Below are 19,239 nucleotides of genomic sequence, written 5' to 3'. Positions count from 1 at the left end.
CTGGGGTGATGGTCCACCCTCCTTTAGAGGTGGAGGTGGTGAAGTCAGTTGGTCTGGGCCGTGTCGCCGGGGCTGGACTCCTCCCCTTCCTCGTCGTCCCCTTGCGCGTCGAAGCCCTGCGGCACTCCGTCCACGTAGGTGACCACGTTCCCCACTGTCGCCGCCACTCGCGGGCCCGGCGTCACCACGCCCGTGAGGTTGAGCGGATCCACCGCCGACAGTTGTACTCGCACTCCCGAGGGCGCCTGCCGCCGCACCGCTCGCGCCACGTCCACCGCCTCCGGGAGCGCGAACTGCTCTCCCACGAAGCCCGCTACGAAGCGGCCTCCTCGGATTTCGCCTCGCGCCTCCATCCGCCGGTACACGTACAGCAGCTCGCGCCAGGTGGGGGCCAGCGACTCGCGCATCACCAGATCCCGCCAGACGATGCCGTAGCGCTGGAGGAACAGCCGCGCGAGGGACTCACGGACTTCGTCCTCGCCCTTCGGCTCCGAGGGCACCAGTAGGCTCCACCGGCCCGGGCCTCCTCGCTGCAACAGCTTCTGCCGCTTGCGCTGCGCAGGGCTCTGCAGCACTCGCAGGTTCTGCACCGCGTCCGCCGTCACGAGTCCTCGCGCCACCAGCTCCCAGAGTGCGTCCTCCACCTCCGCGGGCAGACGGCGTGAGCGCGAGCACAGGTCGTTGAAGAAGCACGCGCCTCGCTGCTCCAGCACCGACACCACGTCCTTCGCCGGCCCCGACAGGTCCGGTGGCACCCAGACGCCACCGTCCGAGAGCACCGCGTTCGGCCTCGCCGCCGAGAGCATCCAGTCCAGGTCCTCCCGGCGTACGAACGTCAGGCTCGCGTTCCGGTTCGGTGTCGCCGCTCGGGACCGGGGGGCCTCGGGCTCGGGCGGGGTTGCTGGGGCTCCCCGGCGCGGGCCGGGCACGGGCTTCGCGTCCTTCTGCGTGAGTCGGCCCCACGCGACTTCGCCCGAGTAGCAGGCTCGCTCCAGCAGGTCTCCCAGGTACCCCTTCATTCGCGCGGGCAGCAGGTAGCGCTCCCATGCGGAGGCTGGCGCTTCGTACCCTTGCAGCAGGCTGATGGCCTTGGAGAGTCCCGTCGAGCCTCGCAGCGCGTCCAGCTCCTCCAAGTGGTGCCACCGGAAGAGGAAGCGCATGAAGTCCTGTGCACTGAGGGGCTCGATCTCCTTGCGCAGCCGTCCCACCGTGAGCCGGTGGATTCGCTGCAGGAGGCGCCGATCGCACCACTCCACCACGGCCGGGGAAGAACTCGAGGTCTCCGACACCCTCACCCCGTCCCTCTCCCAGGGGGAGAGGGGATCTGTCTGTGGTTGGGGCTGAGGCTGGGTCCGTGATTGTTGGTGGTGATGGTGGGAGGGAATGACCGGACGGAAACGGCCTCTCAGGATTCCTCCCGTTGCCTCCAGCTGGTGCAACGCCATGAAGACCTCGGACTCGTCCAGCGCCGTCTGCGCCGCGAGCTCCCCCGCCGTCGTCGGCCCCAGCAGCTCCATCCACCCTCGCACCACTTGCTGCACCGCCGCATCCCGCTCCACGGGTTTGTCCCCAGGCAACGGCTGCAGCTCCGGTTGCAACGGCACCTCGGGGAAGAGGACCCGGATTGCGCTCTGCCGCTCCGCTGGCACCAGGAACCGCGTCCCGCCCGCCTCCAACCACGCCACTCGCCGCTGCGCCACCAGGCTCGCGACGAAGTGCCTCGGCACCTCCCTCTCCGGCAGCAGCACCAGTTGCAGCAGCGCGTCGTGCAGCTCGTCCTCGTCCCGCATCGGCGGCGCCGCGTCCTGCACCACCTGCTCGATGGCGTCCGCGTCCAGCGCTCCGAACGACGCCGCGTCCTCCGCCGGCAGCGTCCGCCGCAGTACCACGTTGCGCACCCGACGCTCCTCCGCCGGAGCATCGTCCAGGAACGTGTACGGCTGGCTGTTCACCATCTGGTGCGCGAACACGCTCGGCTCCGGCACGTCCTTGGCCACCAGCTTGATGCGCCCGTCCTTCATCCTCCTCAGCACCTCGCGCAGGCCCTCTACGTCCATCGCCTCGCGCAGGCAGTCCTCCATCGTCTGCTTCACCAGCGGATGCTCTGGCAGCTCGACATCCGCCCCGCCGTGGTTGTCCTGGCACCCCACCTGCGCCGGGAACACCGCCGCCAGCAGGTCCTCGCTCCTCGCCCGCTGGAGGTTCGGCGCCACCCGCTTGCCCCCTGAGAAGCGCGACAGCGACAGCGCCCGCGTCGCGTTCCACCGGAACCGAGTCCCGAACAGCGGGACCTGTAGCACCGCCTGCACCAGCACCTCCTCCACGTTCTCCGGATTGAGGAACTGGAAGATGTCCTCCAGCGGGAACGAGTGCTGCTCGCCCAGCGACAACAGCAGCCCGTCCTCCGTCGCCGCCGCCTGCAGCTCGAAGTCGAAGGTGCGGCAGAAGCGCTTGCGCAGCGCCAGTCCCCACGCCCGGTTCACCCGGCTCCCGAAAGGCGCGTGGATGATGAGCTGCATCCCGCCCGCCTCGTCGAAGAAGCGCTCGGCCACCACCGTGGTGTTGCTCGGCACCGTCCCCAGCACCTGCTGCCCCGCTCGCAGGTACGCCAGCAGCGCGTCCACCGCCGGCGGTGGCACCCTCAGCTCCTTCTCCAGGAACAGCGCCGCGTCCTTGCGCGCCGTCAGCTCCTCACGCAACCGCCCCACGTGCACGCTCAGCTCGTCCGTGCGGCCCGGGGCCTCGCCTCGCCAGAAGGGCACTGTCGGCGGCTGACCGTGCGCGTTCTCCACCATCACCGACGCCCCCATCACCCGCTGGATTCGCCACGCGGTCGTCCCCAACAGGAAGATGTCTCCGGGCGTCGACTCCACCGCGAAGTCCTCGTCCAGCGTCCCCACCACCTTGCCCTCGGGCTCCGCCACCACGTTGAAGGTGAACGTGTCCGGAATCGCTCCCCCGTTCGTCAACGCGGTAATCCGCACGCCCCGGCGCGCCTTCAGCCGCTGGTTCACCCTGTCTCTGTGCAGGTGCACCCCCGCCCGCCCCCGCCTCAGCGACACGCCCTCCGAGAGCGTCTCCAGCACCTTCTCGTACTCCTCGTACGTCAGGTCCCGGTACGGGTACGCCCGGCGGAACAGGCTGTACAGCGCCCGCTCGTCCCACTCCTCGCATGCGCACGCCGCCACCACCTGCTGCGCCAGCACGTCCAGCGGCTTCTCCGGCATCCGGATCGCGTCCAGGTCCCCCTCTCGCACCGCGTTCAGCAGCCCGACGCACTCCATCAGCTCGTCGCGCGTCATCGCGATGAGAATCCCCTTCGAGATTCCTCCCTTGTAGTGGCCCGCACGGCCCACCCGCTGCAACAGCACCGCGATGGAGCGCGTGGTCCCCAGTTGCACCACCAGGTCCACGTTGCCCACGTCGATGCCCAGCTCGAGCGACGCCGTCGCCACCATCACCGAGAGCTGTCCCCCCTTCAGCCGCTCCTCCGCCGACAGCCGCATCTCCCTCGACATGCTGCCGTGGTGCGCCGCCACCTTGTCCGTCCCCAGCCGCTCGCCCAGGTCGTGCGCCACCCGCTCGGCCATCTTCCGCGTGTTCACGAAGACGAGCGTCGTGCGGTGCTCCCCCGCGAGCTGCACCAGCCGGTCATACACCTGGCCCCACATCTCGTTCGTGGAAAGCGAGCCCAGCTCCGCGTCCGGAATCTCCACCCTCAGGTCCCACGGCCGCTGGTGCCCCACCTGCACCATCCGGCACTCCCCCGCCCTCTCCCCCGTCAGGAAGCCCGCGATGGCTTCCAGCGGCTTCTGCGTCGCCGACAGGCCGATGAGTTGCGGCCTCACCTCCGTGAGCGCCTTCAACCGCTCCAGCGACAGCGCGAAGTGACTGCCCCGCTTGTCCCGCGCCAGCGCGTGGATCTCATCCACGATGACCGTCCGCACCGAGCGCAGCGTCGCCCTCGCCCGGTCCGCCGTGAGGTACAGGTAGATGGACTCCGGCGTGGTGATGAGGATGTGCGGCGGCCGGCGCACCATCTGTGCGCGCTCGGAAGCAGACGTGTCCCCCGTGCGCACCTGCACACGCAGCTCCTGCGGCGAGAAGCCCGCCGCGCGGGCCCGCTGGAGCAGTTCCTCCAAGGGCTGCAGCAGGTTCTTCTGCACGTCGTTGCCCAGCGCCTTGAGCGGCGACACGTACAGCACCTGCGTCTGGTCCGGCAGGCTCCCCTCCAGCGCCAACCGGAAAAGCCGGTCCAGCGCGGCAAGGAAGGCGGTGAGCGTCTTGCCGCTGCCGGTGGGCGCGGCGATCAGCACGTCCTGCTGCGCCTGGATGAGCGGCCAGCCCTCCACCTGGGGGCGGGAGGGCTCGCCGAGCCGCTCGGTGAACCATCGCTGCACCACCGGGTGGAACGACTCGAGGGCCGGGTGAACGGGCTGCTGGGACGACGGGACGAAATCGAGGGCAATCTGGGGGGCCATGGCGCTCTCTTCCTCAGACTGAACACCGGTTTAGGGGGAGCGTCAATGTGAACGCCCGCACGTGGGGTGGGCAGCCGGCAGGAAGTGGGGGCCGTTCTGGAAGTGGTAAGCCCCGCCTAGAAGGCGGGGATCACCGCGCCGCCGTAGGTGGACTCGATGTGACGCCGCACCTCCTCGGAGCGAAGCGCCTTCAGCAGCGTCTGCACCTCGGGCCGTGACTCGTCTCCCTTCCGGACGACGAGCACGTTGGCATAGGGGTTATCCTTGGCGGACTCGCGGGCGAGCACCTTCGCATCCAGCTTGAGATTCTTCTGGGCCTCGAGGAAGTAGTTGCCGTTGATGACGGCGGCGGCCACGTCCTCCAGGGTGCGGGGCTGCTGCTCGGCGTCGATCTCCCGCAGGTCCAGCTTCCGGGGGTTGTCCACCACGTCCTTCACCGTCGCGGCGACACCCACGCCCTCGCGCAGGCGGAGCAGCCCCTGCTGGGCCAGCAGGTGGAGGGCGCGGCCCGCGTTGGTGGGATCGGCCGGGATGGTCACCCGAGCGCCCTCGGGCAGCTCCTCGAGGCGCGCGTACCGGGTGGAGTAGAGCGCCAGGGGCTCGAGGTGGACCGCGCCCACGCTGGCCAGCGCGAGCTTGCGATCGGCGCTGAAGATCTCGAGGTAGGGCACGTGCTGGAAGTAGTTGGCGTCCAGTTGCTTGTCCGCCAGGGCGATGTTCGGCTGGATGTAGTCGGTGAACTCCACCACCTCGACGCGGACGCCCTCGCGTGCGGCCAGGGGGATGGCCACGCGGAGGATCTCCCCATGGGGAACGGGGTTGACGCCCACCTTCAGCGTGAGGACACCCGGAGTCCGCTGCTCGGCGGGGGCATCGGACTTCTTGCAGCCGGGCAGCAGCGCCGTGGCGGAGAGCAGGAGGGCGAGGAGCAGTGTCTTGGGAGGGTGCTTCATGGTTTTGGAATCTCCAGGAAGGAATCAGTCGCGCGAGCGCGCGGAGCGGGAGGCCGTATGGTCGAAGCGGGCGGCGAATCCATCCCCGATGAGCTGGACGAGTTGCACGAGCACCAGCAGCACCACCAGACAGCCCAGCATGACGTCGGTGCGGAAGCGCATGTAGCCATACTTCACCGCGAGGTCGCCCAGGCCGCCGCCGCCCACCGCACCCGCCATGGCGCTGTAGCCCAGCAGGCTGATGATCACGAGCGCCTGGCCGCGGATGAGCGACGGCAGGGCCTCGGGGATGAGCACGCGGAAGATGATGCGCGAGTGCGTGGAGCCCATGGCGACGGCGGCCTCCACGAGTCCGGGCTCGACCTCCCGCAGGCTCTGCTCCACCACGCGTCCCATGAAGGGGATGGCCGCCACCACCAGGGGCACGATGGCGGCGGTGGTGCCGATCGTGGTGCCCACCAGCAGACGGGTGAGGGGGACGATGGCCACCATGAGGATGATGAACGGGACGGAGCGGCCCACGTTGACGAGCGTCCCCAGTCCCCGGTTCAGCATCGGCCGCTCCCAGAGCCCACCCCGGTCGGTGACCACCAGCAACACGCCCAGGGGCAACCCGGCCAGCAGGACGAGCACCGCGGCCACCGACGTCATGTAGAGCGTCTCGCCCGTGGCGACCCACAACGAATGCAGCAGCTCGTCAGACATGGGCGCGCTCCTCGGGTGACAGGCCCTGCTCCTGGAGGAAGGCGAGTGCCTGCTCCACCGCCTCCGGTGCGCCGGTGAGCTCGAACAGCAGCCGGCCCATCCGGGCTCCGGCCACCCGCTCCAGCGAGCCCTCCAGCAGGTTGGCGTCCACGCCGAAGCGGCGCGCCATGGTGGTGACAACGGGCTGGGTGGCGCTCTCACCCTGGAAGTTCACCTCCACCAGCCGGCCTCCGGGGCTCACCCGCCAGTCTCGCGCGGCGAGCGGCGGGTAGCACAGCTCGTGCAGTCGCGTGCCGGGCCGGGCGAGCAGCTCGACGACCTTGCCCTGCTCCACCAACCGCCCCCGCTCCAGCACCGCCACCGAGTCGCAGATGTCCTTCACGACCTCCATCTGGTGGGTGATGAGCAGGATGGTCAGTCCCAGCTGGCGGTTGATGTCGCGCAGCAATCCCAGCACGGAGCGGGTCGTCTCTGGATCCAGCGCGGAGGTGGCCTCGTCGGACAACAGGAGGCGGGGCCGGGGAGCCAGGGCCCGGGCGATGCCCACCCGCTGCTTCTGACCGCCGGAAAGCCGCGCGGGGTAGGCGAGGGCCTTGTCCGCCAGCCCCACCAGCTCCAGCAGCTCGCGCACGCGCTCGCGGATGCGCTCGCGCGGCCAGCCGGCCACCTCCAGCGGGTAGGCGATGTTGCTGGCCACCGTCTGCGAGGAGAAGAGGTTGAAGTGCTGGAAGATCATCCCGATGCCCTGCCGGGCCAGGCGCAGCTCCCGAGGACCGAGCGCCATCATGTCGCGGCCGTCCACCCGCACTTCGCCGGTGGTGGGACGCTCCAGGAGGTTGATACAGCGGATGAGGGTGGACTTGCCGGCGCCGCTCTGGCCGAGCACTCCGAACACCTCACCGGGAGCCACTCGCAGCGACACGTCGCGCAGTGCCGCCACCTCCCGCCCGTCCTGCCCATACACCTTGCTCACGTCACGAAGCTCGATCACACACCACGACCACTCCGGCTCCCGCACGGTCGTCGAGGCCCAGGTGATGACGAGGCCTCTCGTCGCCAACGCGCAGAGGGGAGCCGGAGGGGGCTGCGCGGCTGGAACGAAAAGGGGTTTGGGCACAGTTGCCGTCATGCCGCATGATGTCAAGACAGGTGGGACGAGGCGGTCGTCCGCTCGGATGGGCCGTGGCGGACCTTGAGAACGCCGCGCCCTCTTCTCGAGACGGGGTCTGTTCGTTGGGGGCCATATCGATAGGACCGCGAAGCGGCCGCGTGGCTCGGGGTGCTTTCGATGCCCGGTGGATCAGTCGAGAGGCTCCGCGGGTTCAACCATGGCCCTCACCGCCAGCAACAGCTCGAAGCCGCCCATCCCCAGTAGGACCACGCAGAGGACTCCCATCATGTAATCCCCGGGGACGAGACCCGAGTAGGCGTTGGGGTTCCTGCCGCTCCTGTCGAACACCTGCTCGGCGAGCCGGAGCCCCCAGCCCAGCTTCGCCATGCCCACGAGCAGCCCCAGAATGATGGGTACGGGCCGCCGGTACTCCCGGTGGTTCATCATCAGGGTCACCACGCCCACGATGCCCAGCACCAAGAACATGAGGGTGCCAACGGCCAGGTCGACCAGGAACCCGACGGCGTTCTCCGTGCCCTGTGCCCAGGCCCGGGTCGCCAGCAGGAGCACGGCCCCTCCCAGTGCCAGCGGGAGATGGGAGCTCGCGCCCCTCCTGGAAAGGCCGGAGCGTGGGGCGGCGAGTGAGCGCGCGTGGCGCTGACGGGGTGACAACAGGCGCATGAGCAGGATGCTAGACGCCGCGAGCCGAGAAAACGATCTCCGCAGCAGGTTCAGAAGCCCGGCAGACTGCCACGGGCGTGTCCGGCGGCCGGGGCGCCCCGCCGCCCGGGTCATCGGGTGCCCGTGCCCACCAGGTCGATGACGGCGATCTCCGGCCGGCAGAGGAAGCGGAGGCGGGGCACATGTGGCTCGACGCCGATGCCCCGGCTGACGAACAGCGCCGTGCGCTCCACCTGGTACAGCCCCATCTCGTACTTCTTGTCGAAGCGGGACAGGGTGAGGATCGCGCCGTAGATGGGCATGCGCACCTGTCCTCCATGGGTGTGGCCCGCGAGGTAGAGGTCCGGTCCCAGCGGGGCCAGCTCCTCCACGAGATCCGGTGTGTGGTAGGCCACGAGGCGCAGGCCCGCGGGCTGGGTGGCCCGCAGGCAGTCCTCGATGAGTCCGGGCTCGCCATAGGGCGCGCCACAGAGCACCACGCGCCCCTCGGCGCTCACGCGGGCCTGGCCCCGGAGCTCCTCCGCCACCCCTCCCCCGAACAGGTCCAGCGCCCCCCAGCGTGCGACGTCATGGTTGCCCTGGACGGCGTACCGCCCGTAGCGCGTCTGGATGCGCGAGAGCACCTCCCGGAGCACCGGCAGCCCCTCGGGCGCATTGAGCGAGTCCCCCGTGAAGACGAGCAGATCCGGCTGGAGGGCATTGACCTCGTCCGGCAGACGCTCGAGCCCCCGCGTCCAGCCATCGACGTGGAGATCCGACAGGTGGACGACGCGTAGCGAGCGGCCCTCGGGCAGCTGGTCCGTCCGCACCTCCACCCGTGTCACCTGGAGCCAGTCCGGCTCGAGGACGAACGCATCCACCAAGGCGACGAGGCCCGCGAACAGCAGACCCGTGAAGAGGAGCAGCAGCCCGCGCGGCACGCGACGCCGGCGCCCCTTCATCACGAGCAGACACCTCCCCAGCCCGAGCCACGCCCCCACCGCGAAGAACACGAGCAGGCCGAACACGAGCAGCCGCTGTTGCTGAAGCTGGATGACCTCGTCCATGGGGCGCCTCCCGGCGGAGCGCGACTCTACCCCGCACTCAGGACAGGACTCCCACCTCATCTATCATTCGGAGTGGAGTGAACCTGCTGGCGTGGACCACCTGTCGTGCTGATCAGCACCGTCTCTTATTGAGCTCAGTGGGCCGGGGTGATCTTCAGGCGAGAGCCCGTGGCCGCGTCGAAGAACGCCACCAGCGACCGGGCGATGGCCTCCGCGCGCTGCACGGCTCCGAGAGGGTGTCAAAGAATTCGCGCGACACGACCCGGCACGACACGCGGCGGGAAGGAGTAGAGAGGAAAGCTCGCCGAGAAGTCCCCCCGTCTCCACCGAGCCGCGAGCGCGGCCCCCCCGCGCCCACACCAGCAGGTGGAAGTGGTTGGAAGCGAAGGTGAAGGCGTGCAACCGCACGTTACCGGCGCTCTGCTGGACGGCTCTCGCCAGCACCCCACCCACTACAGAAAGACTTGGGAGTCGGTAGGTTCACCCGTCCATGCCGCGTCTCATTCTGGCTCGAGTCCTTCGGCTCGAGTCCTTTGACACCGTCTCCGGCTTCCAAGTGCAGGTGCAGTAACCCCGCCGCACGGGTGCACGCCCCTTCTCCCCTGGGCTCCTCCAGCGGATGATGCGGGTCATGACACAGACTCAATCCGTCGCGGTCATCGGCACGGGGAACATGGGGCGCGGACTCGCCCGGATACTCGCCGCCGCGGGCCATGACGTGTTCCTCGGCTCACGGGAACCCGTGCGGGCCCGTCAGCTCGCCACGGAGCTCGGCGCCGGACGCGTGCAGGGAATGGGCAACGTGGAAGCCGCCTCGCGGGCCTCCCTCCTCTTCCTCGCCTACCACTCCAACGACACCCTGCTGGAGGAACTCGCCCCCGTCACCGAGGGCAAAGTGGTGGTGGACATCTCCACGTACCACGAGGAGCCGCCCTCCGACTTCAACCCGCTCACCCAGGTGCCCTCCTTCGAATCCCCCCAGGAGCGGACCGCCCGGCGGCTGCCTCGCGCGCACGTGCTCGGCGCCTTCCAGGTGACGTGGGCCCAGCTCTTCGACGCGCCCCTGCTGGACGGGTGCAAGACTCCCGTCTTCGTGCTCGGAGATCATGTGGGCGCCAAGGCCGAGCTCCTGGCGCTCATCCGCACCCTGCCCTTCGAGCCGGTGGACGCCGGAGGGTTGCGGCAGGCGCGCACCGTCGCCGCCATGTACTTCCTCGTCACCCGGCTGGCCCACCAGTACGGCTTCCGGGAGCACGGCCATGACTGGCGCACCAGCGTGCGCGCGCTCAACACGCTCCTGCCTCCCGCGCTAGGGCTCGCGCCCTGACGGCCCCCCACGCCATCGCCGAGTTGAGCAGCCAGGGCACCTCGCGGCGGGCTGCTACGCAGGACGTTCGCGCTGGATGTGTTCGCCTGCCCTCGGTGTGGAGGTCGGCGCAGGGTGCTGGCGTACTTGACGGCCCACGGTGGAGTGCGCGCCATCCTGGAGCACACTCCTCGTCCGTCAGTTCCCCTCTACCCACCGCACTCATGGCAACTTAAACGGTGGGCGCGGCTGTACTGCGTTGCAAATAAGCCCCAGGCGTCAGGGCTGGCTCTGGCCGGAGTAGTTCATGCCCCAGCACGCGACCGTTCCATCCACCTTCACGCCACAGGTGTGGAACGCGCCCGCGCTGACCCGCGTGAAGCGGCCCGCCGGAGCCGAGGACTGGCCGTCCGCGTTGGCTCCCCAGCAGCTCAGCGTCCCGTCCGTCCTCACTCCGCAGCTATGTGACCAGCCCAGGCTGACCTGGGTGAAGGTGCCCGCGGGCGGTGAGGATTGACCGTCGGAGTCAGCGCCCCAGCACGCCAGCGTGCCGTCCGTCTTCACTCCACAGCTGTGGCTCGCGCCCGCGTTGACCAGGGTGAAGGTGCCCGCGGGCGGTGAGGATTCACCGTGGTAGTTGTATCCCCAGCACGCGACCGAGCCATCCGTCTTCACTCCACAGGTGTTGCTCATGCCCGCGCTGACCTGGGTGAAGGTGTCCGCGGGCGGTGAGGCTTCACCGTTGTAGTTGTATCCCCAGCAGCTCAGCGTCCCGTCCGTCTTCAGTCCACAGCTGTGGTACGAGCCCATGCTGACCTGGACGAAGCTCTCCGGCGGCGGCGTGCTCTGACCATCGCTGTTGTCTCCCCAGCACACGAGGGCTCCGTCGCTCTGGATTCCGCAGGCGTGAGAACCGCCCGCGCTGAGCTGCGTGAAGCTGCCCGTCGGCGGCGAGGACTGGCCGCTGGGATTGTCTCCCCAGCACGCGATCGTCCCGTCCGTCTTCAATCCGCAGCTGTAGAAATAACCCACCTCCACCTCCGTGAAGAAGGAGGGGGCCGAAGCCTGCCCCTGCTCATTGAAGCCCCAGCAGGCGACCTCTCCGTCCAGCGTGACGGCGCAGGAGTGTGTCGAGCCCGCGCTGAGCTGGGCAAAGGTCCCCGCGGGTGGCGAGGTCTGGCCGAACCACCCATCCCCCCAGCAGCTCAGCGTCCCATCGGTCTTCAACCCACAAGTGTACCAGCCGCCCGCTTCGACCTGGGTGAAGGTGCCCGTCGGCGGAGAGGACTGACCGTCGTAGTTGAACCCCCAGCAGCTCAGGGTCCCATCGGTCGCGATCGCACAGGTGTGCCCGCTGCCCGCGTTGACATGGATGAAGGTGCCCACCGGCGCGGAGAGTTGACCTACGTCGTTGTAGCCCCAGCAGGAGATAGACCCGTCCGTCTTCAACCCGCAGGTGTGGTCCGCCCCTGCGCTGACCTGGGTGAAGAGACCCGCCGGTGGCGAGGTCTGGCCATAAAAGTTGGAGCCCCAGCAGGCGAGGGTTCCGTCGCTCTTGATGGCGCAGGTGTGCATGCCGCCCGCACTGACCTGGAGGAAGGTGTCCGTGGGCGGAGAGGACTGGCCGTCGTCGTTGTACCCCCAGCAGGCCGCGGTGCCGTCATCTCGCAGGCCACAGGTGTGCCTCCAGCCCGCGCTGACCTGGGTGAAGGAGCCCTCGAGGGGAGAGGCCTGGCCCCAGGCATTGCTCCCCCAGCAGAGCACCTGGCCATTTCTCACCATGCAGGTGTGCTCGCTGCCCGCGCTGATAGAAGCGCTCTGGGTGAGCAGGCCCGCCTTCGAGAGGCGCCGCGCTTCTCCCTCTGACTCCGCTGGTGCTCCTCCCGAGCCGCATCCCAGCAGTTGAAATGCACCCACCAGCGCCAGCAGGCACAGTCCCTGGACCGTGCCGGGTGTGGATGAAAACAGGCTCTTCGGACATAGCTCCCGCATCAGCATCAGCTGCATCTCCTTTGGACCCATCGAGTTGTCGTATGGGAATTCCGGCTTCCGGCCCAGCAGGTGGATACGGCGAGCGAGGGACGGGCGGTCGGTCTTCTTATTCAAGCTCGAGTTGCAATAAGGGCTCGGGCCGCGGCCGCACAACGTCCGTGGAAAAGTCTAGCAACCCCGTGAGTTGCCACACTCACTTCGGCTCTGGCCCGCAGGCCCTACGCGCTCCCCTCAGCACCGGGCTTCAGGCGCTCCGCGATGCGCGCGAATTCCGACTTGGGACACGACACATGCGCACCCGCTGCCAGGAGAGCGGCATTGCCCTGCTCGTGCGAGGAGATGCCCACGATGCGTCCTCCGAACCCCGAACTCTTCAACTCCCGGACGAGAACATCTCCTTTCCCGTCATCCAGGTCGAAGTCGACGAGAACTCCATCGAACAAGCCTCCCCGAAGCCGCTCCCGTGCTGCCGCGAGGCTCGGGACAATGACCACCTCGTGCTCGCCGAGGAACTGACGGCTGACGATCGCGGCAAACGTCGCGTGGTTTTCCACCATCAGCAGCCGCACATCGCCTCCTCGATTCCGAGCCCAGAGCATGCTCCCCTGCAGTCCGGACTCCAACCGCTCGCGCAGGGGGGCAGTGGAAGAGTGTGGCTGGCGATGCGCGAGAGTCCGAGGAGGCGCGCTACACTGTTCCGGAAGGTCCTCCCCACGCCTCCCCCGGAGATATCGATGCCGCGTCACTCCCGCTGCCTCGCCGTGCTCACAGCACTGGTTTCCCTCGCCGCTTTGGATGTCTCCGCACAAACCCTCCAGGACGGGCCACCGCCGCAGCACCGGTTCGTGTACCGCAATTTGATGGTGGCCCGCCTCAATCCCCTGGGCCTGCTGGACGAGGCGCGGATCAGCTATCGCTACCGGCTCTACCGCAGTGAGTCACTCGCGCTGCGCGACAACTTCGTGAGTGTTGGCCTCGCGCCCGCCCTCAGCCCCGCGTTCGGACGGCTCGGGGTGGTGGTGGAGCTCCAGCCGCTCAGCATCCTCCAGGTCTGGGGCATGTATGAGTTCATTGGCAACTTCGGCTCCTTCCGGCAGCTGCAATCCTTTCCCTCGGCGCATTCGAACTTCAGCGACACGGAGCTGAATGCCCTTGACGTGCTCCCATCAGGAGACACCCGGCGGCCCTATTCCAATATGGGCTCGCAACTCACGCTCGGCGCGACACTCCAGTTCAAGGTGGGTCCGGTGGTTGCGCGCAGTCTCTTCCGTCTGGTCCGCCCCGACATGGTCCTGCGTGAGGGAAACCGCGTCTTCTATGACATCTATTACGACGTGCTCGCCCCCAACCAGGGCTGGTATTTCGTCAATGACGCCGACGTGCTGTACCAGACGGGGCGTGGCCTCACGCTCGGGCTCCGATGGGCGTCCTCGCACGCCTTCTACGGTCCGAGCCACTTCTCGCCCGGCGAGTCCCAGGCGAATCTCAACACGACCCACCGCCTGGGCCCCGTGGTGGCCTATACCTTCGCGGAGCAGGACGGCGCGCGCTTCAACTCGCCCACCGTGCTGCTGATGGTCAACTGGTGGCTCGCCCACCGCTACCGCACGGGCGTGGACTCCTCTCCGTTCTTCCCGTATCTGGCACTCGGATTCTCCTTCTCCGGCGACCTGATGCCCGTGCCCTCGCCCGCGGAACGGTAGAGTGGGCACGGTGGTGTGAGCCGGAGAGGGTGTGTCTGCCGAGAGGGTGTCAAAGAATTCGTGCGACACGACTCGGCACGACACGCGGCGGGAAGGAATAGAGAGGAAAGTTCGCCGACACGCCGATGTTGTGGAACTGGTCGTCGCTCAGCATGGGGCCCTTGTGGCACGCGCTGCACTGGGCCTTGCACACGAAGGTCTTCAGTCCCAGGTAGGCCGGGTCCTCCTCCGCCTTGCCGACCTCCACCGCCTGCAGGAAGCGGAGGACGTCCTGGTCGAACGGAGCGTCGTGGCGGTTGAGAGTGCGCGCTCGTACGCGGCGATGGCCTTGCCGAAATGGGCCAGCAACTGGTTGTCGTCGGTTTCCTCCGAGGGCAGCTTGCCGAAGATGGCGCGGTACTCCTCCTCGTACTCCGCGGACAGCCGGGCGAGCAGGAGGCTGGCGTTGGAGTTCATTTCCACGGGGTTGAGCAGCGGCAGCAGGGCCTGGTTCCACAGTCGGTCCGCGCGCCCGTCCCACATGAGCCAGGTGCTGTCGCCCGCGTTCAACACCGTGGGCGGGTTGCACCCGGTGAGCTTGCCGTCACAGGCCTCGGCCACGGCCGTTTCCACCGAGCGGCCCTCGCCGTCTCCCCCAAGAGGGAGCGGAGCCGAAGCCGCAAGAGGCGAGCCCTTCGCCAGAGGCAGCGGCGAGGGCGAAGCCGAAGAAGGAGCGGACGCCACCAGTGGATTGGGCCGGGCTGATACTCAGGACGTTCGCGCTGGATTGTTCGCCCGCCCTCGGTGTGGAGCCAGGCACAGGGTGCTGGCGTACTTGACAGCCAAAGGCGGGGGGCTCGCCCTCCTGGAGCACCTGCGACTGCCCACGCGGCCTGCTCAACTGGTCGCGGCTCGAGGGACACCCCAATGCGCCTGGTGTTGAGCCCGAAGTAGCAATTGCCCTCAGACCCAAGCTTGCTGTCGCTCTACACCTGTCTGTCCCATGTTCCTCAGCAACTCCCCTGTCTGTCCTATGCGCCCCTGAGGTATCTTGGCGGTGGAGCGGAATCTCTGTAAGGATTCACTCAGGGTGCCACCTGCGCTCTGGGGCGAACCCTCCTGGGGCTTCACGGCAGGGGCGGGGAGTGCGGTTTGAATCTCATATCTTCGAATCTCTCGTTCTTGGAGCACGGGCTTCCCGCGTTCGTCCTCCGATTGCTGCTCGTGGCTATCCTCGCGGTGGAGAGCACCGGGTGCGATGAACCCGACCCGGTCCCACGCCCAGTCTCACTCAAGGCGGTGAACATCGGCTTCCCGCCGAATGTAGGGGGAATGGGCTCGTTCGCCGTGTCGCCCGGGGGGCGCGTCTTCGTGCTCATGTCCACCCTCACAGCCAGCAGGTTGTCGGAGCTCGAGGGCTCGCTCGAGGAGGACTCCCAGGTCTGGGTGCGGCGCGAGCAACCCGTCATGATGTCGCGCTTTCTCCGCGGCTTCGTGGAGGGCCTGGGCCTCATCGGGGCCGGCATCCGCGACGGCAGATGGGCCCACCTCGCCATCACCGATCAGGGCACCACGCAACTGCCCGGGCTCGCGGACGGCACGCAGATCCAGCCCCTGCTGGTGGCGGAGAACGGCGCGGTGATTGGCGTGCCGGAGCCGGAATACGGCAGCACGAACTCGAAGCTTCTGCGACTCGCTCCGGGAGCATCGGCGTGGGTGGAGATTCCCGGCACCGATCCGAGCACGAGGTCGGGGCCGGCGCCCGCGAGCGCCGTCCGGCATCCCAACGGGAAGATCTACGCCATGAACGGCTCTCGCATCTTCGAGCTCGCGGGGGACCTGTCGAGCGCGACGACGCTGTTCGATTGCGACACGCGCGAGCTCGGCCCCTGCGGCGAGAGCTGGCTGCTCGTCACCGGGGGACTCCGGCTCGGAGGAGATGGCGTGCTGACGTTCGGGAAGACGAACGACGAGCCGGAGCTGTACTCGTTCCGGCCGGGAGACAGCGAGCTGACGAAGCGCGCGGTGCTCCGCTCGCCCATCAACGAGCAGGGGTACTTCGGTAGGCCGCAGGGACTGGTCGTCGACAGCGAAGGCACCGCCTACGTGGTGATGCGCACAGAGGAGCTCGGTGGTGAGGGGCACGTGCTCGCCCACCGCAGCGGCGATGCGCCGGACGAGTGGGTGACGGTGGTGACCGGGCTGCCGAGCGCGCTGCAACTGCAGATAGACGGCAAGGACGGCATCTGGCTGTGGGGGCACAGCAGCGAAACCTATACGGGCCTGTGGAAGCTGGTGCCCTCGTCGACGGAGTGCCCCAGGTGTGCAGGGGGAGACGGCAGCCGGTGAGCGAGAGGGTGTCGGTGACCTGAGGCATCCCCTCATTTTCGCAAGTGCCCGTAATTGCCGGGGATTTCCGCGGCATGTCTGGTTTGTAAGCCTTTGAAATCACTGGGCTTCGTCGAAATGAGGGGATGGTTCAGGGCAATCACCGGTGGGCTGCGGGGATGGGCGCTGTGCAGGCTCGGGCAGACACGGGAAGGCATCGAGGCCCTACGCCATGGCATCGAGCTGATGAGGAAGTTGGGCGCCAGGATCTTGCTGCCCTATCACCTCCACCTGCTCGCAGACGTGTCCGTCCTGCTGGGGCAGGTGGAGCAGGGACTGGCCGCGGTGGGGGAGGCACTGGCGCTCATCGAGGAGACAGGGGCGCGCGTGTTTGAGTCCGAGCTGCGCCGGCTCCAGGGGGAGCTGCTCCGAATGGCCGGAAGGGAAGAGGAGGCCCTGCTCAGTTCGCTCCGGCCTACTCCAGACTCTCCACCGAATCCCCCTCGCGAATCTCCCCCAGGCGCCGCACGATGACGTTCTGGCCGAAGGCAAGGACGCTCGCCTCTACACGGTGGGCTTCGACTTCACGGATCCGAACCTGAGCGGCGCGGTGTTGCGCTTCAACGGACGCACCAACATGCCGCTGCCCTCCCACGGCAATCCTGGCGCCCTCTTCGTGCTCCCCACGTCGACGCTCGTCCGCCCCATCGGCATCGTCTACTCGGCGCGGTAGAGGGCCATCCCGGGCGGGAGGCAGTGGACCCGCTCAGTTCGTTGGGACGCTGGCCGATTCGCGGAGACGAGGTGTCGGAACGAGTCCTTTGACAGCTTCCCCGGGCTATCGCCCCCGCCTGGTGACCCCGGACACCAGGTGGTGAATGCCGTCACCATGCCGCGCGATGCGGGAGGACGGGCGTGCTCGTCCCAAGTGACTGATTTTCCGAGAGGAGGGGGCCCGGGCATGCGCGGGCGGAGGGGGCAGAGGGCTGGCATGCGTCCTGCTCCTGGTCCTCTCATGTCTATCTGCTCCGTCTCCCACCGTCCCGTCATTGCCCCCCGCCTCGAGCCTGTGTCCTCGCCAGTCCAGCGGGTGGCGAGCACCCCCGTGTCGCGGCCTGGGAATGACCTGCGGCAGAAGCTCATGACCGACTCCTTCGAGCAGGGCCCGAGCAGGCTGGGCGGGGTCTCGGGTGCCTTCACCAAGTCCTTCGCGGGTCCCGGGTTCGGCGCGCCATCCGCCGGGTCCACCGAGCCGGTGAATCCGAGCGAGCCCTGGCTGGCCAAGAACAACGTCGGCTCGCCCTACAACAGCAACATGCTGTTCATCGAACCGAGCCAGAAGAGCCAGTTCAAGTACACGAACACGTTCACCAACAACACGAACCAGCCGCAGACCATCACCCTCTGGAACAAGACAGGCGAGAACGGCAACCCGAACGACGGACAGAACTTCGACAAGAGCACGCCGAAGACGTTCACGCTGCAGCCCGGTGAGTCGCAGCTCGTGGCGTTCGACAACAACAGCAGTGTGGCGTGGTGCGCATCGAAGGACGGCACGGCGAAGCCGGGCGCGAACTCCGGGCAGACCTGGGGCGAGGCGACGTTCGCGAACGCCGCCACCGGTTGGAGCGGATACGACACCAGTCAGATCAGCCCCGCGGGCCACAATGGCAAGATGTCCATCACGAACGAGGCCACGGGCCATACCGTGACGGAGACCAACGCCTGGCAGACGCCCTCGGATGACCCCGCGGGCCGCGATGTGGGTGTCCCCGCCGGCCCGCTGAACCTGGTCACGACCCTTGGCTAGAAGTAGCGGGTAGGCTCCCTCGGGTCAGACGAAGGCAAACATCGGCTCAATCGCGCGTTCCCTGACCACCACCTTGTACGACGTGTAGCGCGGCGCCTGCGCTTCCCACAGGCTGAAGCCGAGCGTCGCGTACCGGACGTCCCGCAGCCAGCGATGGATGCGCAGGTCGGTCCGAGCTCCGCTCCCGAGCAACCTCGCCAGCTGGTCGAACTCGATGATCGCCTCGTCATGCCTGCGGATCAGCACCTGGATGGCCTCCTCCACCGACAGGCCACGCTCCGCCATCAGCGTCGACACGAGGTTGGGCTGCCGCTGCGCCTGGTCCTTCGCGAAGCTGAAGATGTCGTTGCCCACTCCCACCAGCTCGTTGGCGAGCAGATTCAGCCGCCGCACCGTCGGCTGCTGGTGGAACTTGTACGGGAGCTCGGTCTCGTACCCGCTCTCGAGCAGATACAAGGTCACGTACATTCCGATGGTCGCGCTCCGCAGCTCGAGCTGCCGCTCGAAGCGGGGAGGGACTCCAGTCTCGCCATAGTGCCGCATGGCGGTGGCCTCCTCCACGGCGGCATCGCTCCAGGTGGCCATGGCCTGACAAATACCCCGGCTCCACCTGGCGCTGCGCCCAGCGGCGAGCTCCTCGAAGAGCTGCCACCACCCCTCGTCGAAGCGGGTCATCTCCGGTGGGCGGCGCCCGGTGAGCACGTGCTCGGCTCCGATCCTCCAGCGGTGCTCCAGGTTCTCCACATGCATGTCATCCCAGAGCAACCAGAGGGAGAGGAACCTGGCGAAGAGGACCGTCTTCTCCTGAGAGAGCATCGGGAACGGCACGCCGACGTAGCCCGCGATATCGAACGCCCTCGCTCTTTCGAGCTCCTCGGACGTGCAGCCGAGCGCGGCGAACCACTCGAGCACGCGCCCCTGGGCCTCACCGGCGAAGGGATTCCGGGCGACCGGTGACCGCCATGCTTCCGGCACACGAAACTGGAGGCGCGCCGAGTCGTCGCGCGGGAGGCTCGCCGCCGCCTCGGCGGAGACGATGGTGAAGGAGCCGCCCATCGGCGAGCGAATCCGTCCAGGAGAGATGTTCGACATGGGCTCGCCCTTCGTCTTGTTCATCTCGACTTCACAGACAAGCACGGCAAGT

General features: G+C 68.0%; 16 protein-coding genes. 6 read left to right on the top strand and 10 right to left on the bottom strand.

The genetic code is table 11. The features are described from left to right. Nucleotides 1-44: 44 nt before the first annotated feature. The 6 genes from OV287_RS07975 to OV287_RS07950 all read right to left on the bottom strand — a co-directional run bounded on the left by OV287_RS07975 (nt 45) and on the right by OV287_RS07950 (nt 8,977). Nucleotides 45-4,481 (bottom strand): DEAD/DEAH box helicase, encoded by a 4,437-nt coding sequence (locus OV287_RS07975; protein WP_267533388.1) that lies wholly within the window; start codon nt 4,479-4,481, stop codon nt 45-47. Nucleotides 4,482-4,597: 116 nt separating this feature from the next. Continuing rightward, nucleotides 4,598-5,434, bottom strand: coding sequence for a MetQ/NlpA family ABC transporter substrate-binding protein (locus OV287_RS07970; RefSeq protein WP_267533387.1), 837 nt, complete (start codon nt 5,432-5,434; stop codon nt 4,598-4,600). A gap of 24 nt (nt 5,435-5,458) precedes the next feature. Beyond that, nucleotides 5,459-6,139 carry a methionine ABC transporter permease gene (locus OV287_RS07965; RefSeq protein WP_267533386.1) on the bottom strand — a complete coding sequence of 227 codons (681 nt, stop codon included), beginning with the start codon at nt 6,137-6,139 and terminating at the stop codon, nt 5,459-5,461. Continuing rightward, entirely contained in the window at nt 6,132-7,130 is a 999-nt protein-coding gene (locus tag OV287_RS07960) for a methionine ABC transporter ATP-binding protein (RefSeq protein WP_267533385.1), read from the bottom strand. Before OV287_RS07960 ends, OV287_RS07965 begins: the two co-directional genes overlap by 8 nt. A 309-nt stretch (nt 7,131-7,439) precedes the next feature. After that, nucleotides 7,440-7,820, bottom strand: a complete 381-nt coding sequence (locus OV287_RS07955) for a hypothetical protein (protein WP_267533384.1) — start codon at nt 7,818-7,820, stop codon at nt 7,440-7,442. Between the two features lie 221 nt (nt 7,821-8,041). Next, a complete protein-coding gene (locus tag OV287_RS07950; RefSeq protein ID WP_267533383.1) occupies nt 8,042-8,977 on the bottom strand; it encodes a metallophosphoesterase in 936 nt (311 codons plus the stop codon). Nucleotides 8,978-9,608: 631 nt separating this feature from the next. Between OV287_RS07950 and OV287_RS07945 the strand changes: the two genes are divergently transcribed. Further along, nucleotides 9,609-10,304, top strand: coding sequence for an NADPH-dependent F420 reductase (locus OV287_RS07945; protein ID WP_267533382.1), 696 nt, complete (start codon nt 9,609-9,611; stop codon nt 10,302-10,304). Between the two features lie 258 nt (nt 10,305-10,562). Here OV287_RS07945 and OV287_RS07940 read toward each other — a convergent pair whose 3' ends face one another. Further along, the gene (locus OV287_RS07940; protein WP_267533381.1) at nt 10,563-12,389 is read right to left on the bottom strand and encodes an RCC1 domain-containing protein; all 1,827 of its coding nucleotides are present in this window, start codon (nt 12,387-12,389) and stop codon (nt 10,563-10,565) included. Nucleotides 12,390-12,493: 104 nt separating this feature from the next. Further along, complete coding sequence (locus tag OV287_RS07935; RefSeq protein ID WP_267533380.1) at nt 12,494-12,844, bottom strand: response regulator; 351 nt, start codon at nt 12,842-12,844, stop codon at nt 12,494-12,496. Nucleotides 12,845-13,009: 165 nt separating this feature from the next. On the opposite strand from OV287_RS07935, the gene OV287_RS07930 reads away from it, so the two are divergent. Then, nucleotides 13,010-13,978 (top strand): hypothetical protein, encoded by a 969-nt coding sequence (locus tag OV287_RS07930; protein ID WP_267533379.1) that lies wholly within the window; start codon nt 13,010-13,012, stop codon nt 13,976-13,978. A gap of 201 nt (nt 13,979-14,179) precedes the next feature. Here the strand turns inward: OV287_RS07930 and OV287_RS07925 are convergent, their stop codons facing one another. Next, nucleotides 14,180-14,590: a cytochrome-c peroxidase gene (locus OV287_RS07925; RefSeq protein ID WP_267533378.1), complete on the bottom strand. Its 411-nt coding sequence runs from the start codon at nt 14,588-14,590 to the stop codon at nt 14,180-14,182. A 519-nt stretch (nt 14,591-15,109) separates the two neighbouring features. On the opposite strand from OV287_RS07925, the gene OV287_RS07920 reads away from it, so the two are divergent. From OV287_RS07920 to OV287_RS07905, 4 genes are all read left to right on the top strand, one after another. Next, on the top strand, nt 15,110-16,306 hold the full coding sequence (locus OV287_RS07920; RefSeq protein WP_267533377.1) for a hypothetical protein: 1,197 nt from the start codon (nt 15,110-15,112) through the stop codon (nt 16,304-16,306). Between the two features lie 117 nt (nt 16,307-16,423). Next, nucleotides 16,424-16,819, top strand: a complete 396-nt coding sequence (locus OV287_RS07915) for a hypothetical protein (protein WP_267533376.1) — start codon at nt 16,424-16,426, stop codon at nt 16,817-16,819. A gap of 37 nt (nt 16,820-16,856) precedes the next feature. Continuing rightward, complete coding sequence (locus OV287_RS07910) at nt 16,857-17,018, top strand: hypothetical protein (protein ID WP_267533375.1); 162 nt, start codon at nt 16,857-16,859, stop codon at nt 17,016-17,018. A gap of 282 nt (nt 17,019-17,300) precedes the next feature. After that, on the top strand, nt 17,301-18,095 hold the full coding sequence (locus tag OV287_RS07905) for a hypothetical protein (protein WP_267533374.1): 795 nt from the start codon (nt 17,301-17,303) through the stop codon (nt 18,093-18,095). Between the two features lie 24 nt (nt 18,096-18,119). On the opposite strand, the gene OV287_RS07900 is transcribed toward OV287_RS07905, so the two are convergent. Beyond that, the gene (locus OV287_RS07900; RefSeq protein WP_267533373.1) at nt 18,120-19,211 is read right to left on the bottom strand and encodes a terpene synthase family protein; all 1,092 of its coding nucleotides are present in this window, start codon (nt 19,209-19,211) and stop codon (nt 18,120-18,122) included. Between the last annotated feature and the right edge of the window lie 28 nt (nt 19,212-19,239).

The sequence above is a fragment of the Archangium lansingense genome, from assembly GCF_026626635.1.
In the GTDB taxonomy this organism is placed as follows: Bacteria; Myxococcota; Myxococcia; order Myxococcales; family Myxococcaceae; genus Archangium; species Archangium lansingense.
The sequence above is the reverse complement of the archived record's forward strand: the minus strand, read 5'-3'. Positions and strand labels throughout refer to the sequence as shown.

Excerpts from the sequence above, each read along its gene's own strand:
- OV287_RS07930 (WP_267533379.1), top strand. The coding sequence starts at position 13,010 with ATGCCGCGTCACTCCCGCTGCCTCGCCGTGCTCACAGCACTGGTTTCC.
- OV287_RS07970 (WP_267533387.1), bottom strand. The coding sequence starts at position 5,434 with ATGAAGCACCCTCCCAAGACACTGCTCCTCGCCCTCCTGCTCTCCGCC.
- OV287_RS07900 (WP_267533373.1), bottom strand. The coding sequence starts at position 19,211 with ATGAACAAGACGAAGGGCGAGCCCATGTCGAACATCTCTCCTGGACGG.
- OV287_RS07965 (WP_267533386.1), bottom strand. The coding sequence starts at position 6,139 with ATGTCTGACGAGCTGCTGCATTCGTTGTGGGTCGCCACGGGCGAGACG.
- OV287_RS07905 (WP_267533374.1), top strand. The coding sequence starts at position 17,301 with ATGTCTATCTGCTCCGTCTCCCACCGTCCCGTCATTGCCCCCCGCCTC.
- OV287_RS07915 (WP_267533376.1), top strand. The coding sequence starts at position 16,424 with ATGAGGGGATGGTTCAGGGCAATCACCGGTGGGCTGCGGGGATGGGCG.
- OV287_RS07945 (WP_267533382.1), top strand. The coding sequence starts at position 9,609 with ATGACACAGACTCAATCCGTCGCGGTCATCGGCACGGGGAACATGGGG.
- OV287_RS07975 (WP_267533388.1), bottom strand. The coding sequence starts at position 4,481 with ATGGCCCCCCAGATTGCCCTCGATTTCGTCCCGTCGTCCCAGCAGCCC.
- OV287_RS07950 (WP_267533383.1), bottom strand. The coding sequence starts at position 8,977 with ATGGACGAGGTCATCCAGCTTCAGCAACAGCGGCTGCTCGTGTTCGGC.